The following is a 6,365-nucleotide window of genomic DNA, read 5'->3' on the forward strand; positions in this document are numbered from 1 at the left end:
CCGCGGGCGGCTGGCGTTCTACCCGGGCAGGGTCGACGAGTGCACGGTCGACGGGGAACGGGTCGTGCCGCAGCTCGGCGACTTCTACGGCGGCGAACGGCCAGGTCCGCCCGGCCGCGAACAGCAGCGCGCCGAGCGAGGGCCCGACGAGCTGGTTGAGCGTGATGTAGCCGGCCTGGAGCCGGGCGTTGGCGACCACGAGGTCGTCGCGGTGCACCAGCATCGGCGCCAGCGTCTGCCCGGCGTTGTCGGCGAACACCTCGCCCGTCGTCAGCAGCCCCAGCGCCACGAGCGCGACCGCCACCGACAGCCGGTCGGTGAGCATCAGCAGGACCAGCACGCCGAGCACCACGCCGCGCAGCCCGTCCGCGACCATGACGATCCTGCGCCGGTCGAGGCGGTCGGACAGCACCCCGGCGTACAACCCGAACAGCAACGGCGGCGCCCAGCGCAGCAGCGCGGCGAGCGACACCAGGAACGCGTTGCCGGTCAGGGAGGCCACGAGCAACGGCCCGGCCGCCAGCGCGATCCCGTCGCCGAGGTTGCTCGTCCAGGACGAGGCCAGCAACCACCGGTACGCCGAACCGAGCCGCGCCGGCACGGCCGCCTCAACGAGCGACTTCACCCCCGCCTGCCGTCAGCGAACGACCGTCGTCAGACCTCGAAGCCGCAGATCTTCCATTCCCGGCTCTCCTTGACGAGGGTCAGGTTCAGGGTGTGGTTCGCGGTGCGGCTGTTGCTGTCCTTGACGGTGAACTGGGTGAAGACCGTCGCGGTGCTGCCGTTGACGGACTCGCCGGTCACGTGCCATTCCAGGACCGAGCTGCGCCCGCTCCTGCCGGAGGAGTCCTTGCTGGTGGCCAGCTCCTTCTCGAGCTTGCTGGCCTCGTCCTTGCAGAGGTACTTCTCCATCTCGTGCGCGTCCGGGTTCTCCTTCGTGGCCTCATCGAGGTAGGCCTGCACGACCTCGCTCGGGGTGTGCACGAAGACCCGCTGGTAGGTGAAGTACGCGCCGACGATGACCAGGACGAGCGCCAGGAACGAGCCGAGGCCGAGCAGGGCCCACTTGCCGCCCCGCTGGGTGCTGCCGCCGGGCGGCCCGTAGGGCTGCGCCGAGTACGGCTGACCCGACACCGGCTGCCCGTACGGCTGACCCGACACCGGCGGTCCGTAGGAGGGCACCCCGGAGACGGGCGGCTGCTCGTACGACTGCTGATAGGGCTGCTCGTAGGGCTGCGGCTGGTACGGCTGGCCGCCGTGCGGCTGCTGTGGATCTGGCTGTCCCCCGGGGTAGGTCACGGCGACATCGTATACATGGGGTTCACTGCTGCGATCCACCCGTCAGGACGCACAGCGGTACCGGTCGGATCGAACTACCGTGGTCGGGTGGACGAGGTGACCATCGGCGAAGGGACCCTTGCGGGCCGCGGCGTCTACGCGGCGCGGGACTTCGCGGCGGGGGAGGTGGTCGTCGCCTACCGGCTGCACCCCCTCGACGAGGATGAATATCGCGCGCTGCCGCCCGGCGAGGACCTCTTCGTGCACAGCTACGGTGGACGGCGGTACCTCTACCCGCCCCCGGCCCGCTTCGTGAACCACGCCGCCGACCCGTCCTGCTACCAGGACTTCGAGCGCGGCTGCGACGTCGCCCGGCGCCCGATCGCCAAGGGCGAGCCGGTGACCATCGACGCCACCGAGGAGACCGCGCACGAGCTGGGCACGTTCCTCGACGCGCTGCGCACCGGCCCGGCCCCGCGCCTGCCGGAGCTCGTCGCCGCCGACGCGACCCTGTGGCGCCACGGCGCGGCGTCGCGGGGCCGCGACGCGGTCGTCGCGGGCCTGACGGACGGGGAGCGCGCCGCGCTGGCCGACGCCGAGTGGCTGGTCGGCACCGGCCGCTGGGAGGCGCTGTGCTCGGCCCGGGCCGGCGCCGCGCACGTTTCCCTGCTGCTCAAGGTCATCGCCGGCAACTGGCAGCTGGTGTACCTGCACATCGGGTAGCCTCCTGCTATGCCAGGCTGGCTGCGAACAGGCCACGGTTGCGCATCACGAAGGCCTTCTCCTGCCGGGTCCATGCCAACACCTCGGTCGCAGTAGGACCGGTAGGGCCAGCCGAGTCGCGGACGACCCGCTCCTGCCAGAAACGTTCGTTGCGTGCTAACCGCTCCACCACCGCTGCTGGTAGCCGGCCACGCTGATCGGCGGAAAGCCCGTAGGCGTCAGCCAGCAGGCGCACCTGACGCGCTTGACCGGCCACGTCACCCCGCGTTGCCTTCGACGAGATGCACCACGACCAAGCCATGTAACCCAGGTCCTCGAGCGGATCACCGATCGCGGCGAAATCGAAGTCGATGAAGGCGACCGGCCTGCCGCCGCGAAACACGGTGTTGTTCGGGCCGGGGTCGTGATGGCATACCACTGGCCCGCCGCCGACACGTTCGGCAAGACCTCGGCTCGCATCGTGGAGGCGACGCAACAACATTCCCGCCTGCATGACCTGCTCGTCGGTGAAAGCACGCCACTTGGCCGGCACGTCACCGGGCAGGAATGTCAAAACGTCCCGGCCGAGATCATCTCGGCCCAGGTACCTCGGTGCCCCGTCAAATCCGGCGCGAGCCAGGTGTGACAGCACCGTCGCGGTGAACGCCGAAGCCGACGACACCGGCCGCCGTACTGTCTCGCCGATCCGTACGATTCCGGCGGTCAGCCGGCCGCCACCCAACGGCCGCGCAGACGCAGTTCCGCCCGACACGAGGCCACCCTATGCGCCACGCCTCGGGTTCCTAGCCGCGGTCCGATCGGTGCGCCGCGCAGCCCCGCGCGGCTACCGGACGCCCGCCGCGACGTTGCTGGTCTCGAGCGGGACCAGCCGGCCGGGGACCAGGCCCAGCTGGACGCCCGGGCGGGGTGAGGCGGCGCTCAGCAACCAGTCGGCCGCCGTGCGCAACCGGTTGGCCGGCAAGGCGCTGAGGTGGTAGCCGCGGGTGACCGCCTTGGCGAGCAGCCCGCGCATCGGCACGCGCAGCGGGTCGGCCACGGCGTCGCGGGCGCCAAGGTCGACGACGAAGCCGAGGTTGCGGTGCCGGTAGGGGCGGCGGGTGCCGATTCCGTAGGAGGCCGCGATGTTGTGGGCGACGAGCCTTCCCTGGCGTACCGCGTGCTGGGCCGTCATCGGCGTGTCGGTGCCCGGGTGGTACAGGTCGGGCACGGCCGCGCCGTCGCCGCAGGCGTAGATCTGCGGGTGGCCGGGGACGTTCAGGTGCGTGTCCACCTCGACCCGGCCGTCGCGGGTAGGCAGGCCGGCCTGCTCCACCAGCGGATCCGGGCGCACGCCGACGCACCACACCAGGGTGCGGGAGGGCACGAACCGGCCGTCGGTCAGCCGCACGCCCTCGGCGGTCGCCTCGCGGATGGACGTGCCGAGGCCGACGGTGATGCCGCGGGAGCGAAGGACCGTTGCGGCGCCCTCGGCCATGCGCGGGCGCATCCCCGGCAGGACCTGGTCCGCGGTGTCCAGCAGCAGCCAGCGGGGCGGCGTGTCCCGCAGGCGCGGATGGCGGGCGGCCACGGCGGCGGTGAGCAGCTGCCCCTGCGCGGCCACCTCCGTGCCGGTGTAGCCGGCCCCGACGACGACGAACGTCATCCGGGCCGCGCGCTGCGCCGGGTCGTCGTCCGCGTCGGCCAGCTCGATCTGGCTGATGAGGTGGTCGTGGAGGTACAGCGCCTCCGCGATCCCGCGGAAGCCGTGCGCGTGGTCGGCGATGCCCGGGATCGGCAGCAGCTTGGTGACGCTGCCCGCGGCGAGCACCAGGCGCTCGTAGCCGAGGGTGCCCCGCTCGCCCTCCGCGCCGGTGTACGTCACGGCCCGTGCCGCCGGGTCCAGCCCGTCGACCTCGCCGAGCACGAGTCGCACGCCGGGCAGGGTGTCCTGCAGCGGCACGCACGCGTGCCACGGGTTCAGCGTGCCGCCGGCCACCTCGGGCAGCAGCGGCAGGTACAGGAAGTAGTCCGTGGGGTTGACCAGCACCACCTCGGCTGCCCCGCGGGAGCGGCGCAGCAGCTGACGGGCGGCCTGGTAGCCGGCGAACCCGGCCCCGGCGATGACGATACGCGGCTTGGCCATGCGCTGCGCCTACCCGCGCCCGCCGCGTTGCAACGAGGACGCCGCCATCGGGCCGGCGCTTCCCCGCCGTTGACGCGTTGCAACGGGGACGCCGCCGTCGGGCCGGCGCTTCCCGCCGTCGACGCGTTCAAACGGCGGCGGACTGAACCGGCACCGGGTGGGTATGGCGGAAAGAGCTACGCACGCGAAGGAGGAGGCCATGCCACGGCAGTCGTGGAGCAACAAGCGGGAACGGCAGTACGAGCACATCAAGGAAGGCGAGCAGGAGCGTGGCCGCTCGTCGGGCCGGGCCGAGGAGATCGCCGCGCGCACCGTCAACAAGCAGCGCGCCGAGTCGGGGGAGGCCCGCAGCGGTTCCCGCGGCTCGTCCGGCGGCCGCTCGTCGTCCGCTCGCGCCAAGCAGCAGCAGTCCGATCGTTCCAAGGAGCAGCTGTACGCCGAGGCCAAGCGCCGCAACCTCAAGGGCCGCTCGAAGATGACGAAGGCCGAGCTGGTGCGGGCGCTGCACTGACAGCGACGTCGATGAGCTTCACGCCGCGCGCTGCTCCGGCAGCTGGTTGAGCCACAGCGCCAGGGCCCGGGTGACCTCCTGGTCGTAGGAGGTCCGGGCCCGGTGTGCCGGCCGGGTGTCCTCGGCCGCGGCGAGCCGGCGCATCCGCTGCCGGGTCGCGGCGAGGCCGGCGGCGAGGAAGCCCTCGAACGTGGCCGCGTCGGCCGCCTCGACGGCGAGCAGGCCGCGCACGTACACGTCGTCGATGTCGGTGTCCGGGCCGACCGCGCACAGCCACGCGGCCTGGCGGCTGCGCCCGGCCGCGGTGAGCCAGCAGCCCAGCCGGCTGCCGCTGCCCAGCCGGGCGGTTGCCGGCACCTCGACGCGCAGCAGCCGGGCCCGCTCCAGCCGGTTCACGCTGATCATGACCCGGCTCAGATCCACCCGGCGGGTCTCGTCGAAGATGTCGCCGTGGCGCTGCCACAGCTCGAACGCGCTGCTCGGGCCGCCGGCCAGCAGCACCAGGACGACGTCGTCCAGCACCACCGCCATCGGCCCTCCGCAACTTCTACAGCCGTGTGGAAGTTAGCAGAGGCGGCCGTCAATCGCGCTCGGGATGCTCCCGCAGCAGCTCGCGCACCAGCCGCTCGTCCTGCTCGGTGAGGCTGCTCACGAAACGGCGCAGCACCGAGGCCCGGTCGGCCTGCGCGGCGAGCAGGCGGCTGATCCGGTCGGCGACCAGCCCGGCGGGGTCGCTCAGCGCCCCGTAGCGAAACGCCCGCCCGTCCCGCTCGCGCCGCACCGCGCCGCGCTCGTGCAGCCGGGTCAGCGTGGTCACCACGGCGCTGTACGACAGGCGGCCCTGCGGATCCAGCCGGTCCCGCACCTCGCCGGGGGTCAGCGGCCCGGCGGCCGCCCCGAGTATGGTCAGGATCTCGGCCTCGAGCTGGCCGGGCCGCCGCCGCGCACGGCCGGTCCCGTCGTCGTCGCCGGTGACGGGTGCGGGGCTCACCGCCAGACTGTACCGATCGCGCCCCGGGAGGTGGTGAGCCGTGTTCGACCACTTCGTCTGCTCCGTCCTGCTCGTCCCGCCGCTGCTCGTCGTCGCGGTGCGACTGCTGGCCGACCGGCTCGCGCCGTCCGCCGCCGCCCGGGCTGTGGCCTGGTCCGCCCTCGTCGCCGCGGCGGCCAGCACGGCCAACCTGGCGCTGTTCACCGCGAAGGCGGCCGCCCAGGTGCCCGCGGCCGGGCGGGCATTCGGGTGGTCCAGCGCCGTGGTGGTGCGCGACACCGCGGCCGAGCCGTGGGTGCCCTGGCTCAGCGCGGCGCTGCTGGCCGCCGTGGTGGGCTCCGTGGCGTACCGCTGGCAGGTCCAACGCCGGGTGCTGGCGCTGCTGCCCCTCGCCGGGGCCGGCCCGCTGGTCGTGGTGGCCGACCCGACGCCCGGCGCGTTCGCGGTGCCGGGACGGCCCGGGCACGTCGTGGTCACCGAGGGCATGCGGGAGCTGCTCACCGAACGGCAGTTCGAGGCGCTGCTGGCCCACGAGCGGGCCCACCTGGCGGAGGGCCACCACCGGCTGGTGCGCATCGCCGAGCTGGCCGTGGCCGCGCACCCCGCGCTGTGGTGGGCCGGCCGGCACGTCGACTACCTCGTCGAGCGGGCCGCCGACGAGCGGGCCGCGGTGGCGCTGGGATCCCGCCGTACCGTCGCCCATGCCATCGGCACGGCCGCCCTCGCCGCCGTCGCCGCCC

The 6,365-nt window shown here is 73.4% G+C and carries 9 protein-coding genes; 3 read left to right on the forward strand and 6 right to left on the reverse strand.

Features of this window, described 5'->3' with window-relative positions; translation table 11 throughout:
• Together AB0M46_RS50645 and AB0M46_RS50650 are read right to left on the reverse strand one after the other, a co-directional pair.
• Positions 1–625, reverse strand: a 625-nt coding sequence (locus AB0M46_RS50645; RefSeq protein ID WP_363348828.1) for an MFS transporter, incomplete at its 3' end; no start/stop codon positions are given.
• Positions 626–654: 29 nt separating this feature from the next.
• On the reverse strand, positions 655–1,299 hold the full coding sequence (locus AB0M46_RS50650; protein WP_363348830.1) for a hypothetical protein: 645 nt from the start codon (positions 1,297–1,299) through the stop codon (positions 655–657).
• An 87-nt stretch (positions 1,300–1,386) separates the two neighbouring features.
• On the opposite strand from AB0M46_RS50650, the gene AB0M46_RS50655 reads away from it, so the two are divergent.
• On the forward strand, positions 1,387–2,001 hold the full coding sequence (locus AB0M46_RS50655) for an SET domain-containing protein (protein WP_363348832.1): 615 nt from the start codon (positions 1,387–1,389) through the stop codon (positions 1,999–2,001).
• Between the two features lie 7 nt (positions 2,002–2,008).
• Here the strand turns inward: AB0M46_RS50655 and AB0M46_RS50660 are convergent, their stop codons facing one another.
• A complete protein-coding gene (locus AB0M46_RS50660; protein ID WP_363348834.1) occupies positions 2,009–2,752 on the reverse strand; it encodes a phosphotransferase in 744 nt (247 codons plus the stop codon).
• 72 nt (positions 2,753–2,824) lie between these two features.
• Positions 2,825–4,123: an NAD(P)/FAD-dependent oxidoreductase gene (locus AB0M46_RS50665; protein WP_363348836.1), complete on the reverse strand. Its 1,299-nt coding sequence runs from the start codon at positions 4,121–4,123 to the stop codon at positions 2,825–2,827.
• A 199-nt stretch (positions 4,124–4,322) separates the two neighbouring features.
• Here AB0M46_RS50665 and AB0M46_RS50670 point away from each other — a divergent pair, with 199 nt between their 5' ends.
• Positions 4,323–4,634, forward strand: coding sequence for a plasmid stabilization protein (locus AB0M46_RS50670; protein ID WP_363348838.1), 312 nt, complete (start codon positions 4,323–4,325; stop codon positions 4,632–4,634).
• Between the two features lie 18 nt (positions 4,635–4,652).
• On the opposite strand, the gene AB0M46_RS50675 is transcribed toward AB0M46_RS50670, so the two are convergent.
• Both AB0M46_RS50675 and AB0M46_RS50680 read right to left on the reverse strand, forming a co-directional pair.
• A complete protein-coding gene (locus AB0M46_RS50675) occupies positions 4,653–5,165 on the reverse strand; it encodes a hypothetical protein (protein WP_363348840.1) in 513 nt (170 codons plus the stop codon).
• Positions 5,166–5,214: 49 nt separating this feature from the next.
• Positions 5,215–5,625: a BlaI/MecI/CopY family transcriptional regulator gene (locus AB0M46_RS50680; protein WP_363348842.1), complete on the reverse strand. Its 411-nt coding sequence runs from the start codon at positions 5,623–5,625 to the stop codon at positions 5,215–5,217.
• Positions 5,626–5,665: 40 nt separating this feature from the next.
• Between AB0M46_RS50680 and AB0M46_RS50685 the strand changes: the two genes are divergently transcribed.
• Positions 5,666–6,365: M56 family metallopeptidase (locus tag AB0M46_RS50685; protein WP_363348844.1), on the forward strand; the 700-nt coding region annotated here is incomplete at its 3' end.

The sequence above is a fragment of the Dactylosporangium sp. NPDC051485 genome, assembly GCF_040682015.1.
Lineage (GTDB): Bacteria > Actinomycetota > Actinomycetes > Mycobacteriales > Micromonosporaceae > Dactylosporangium.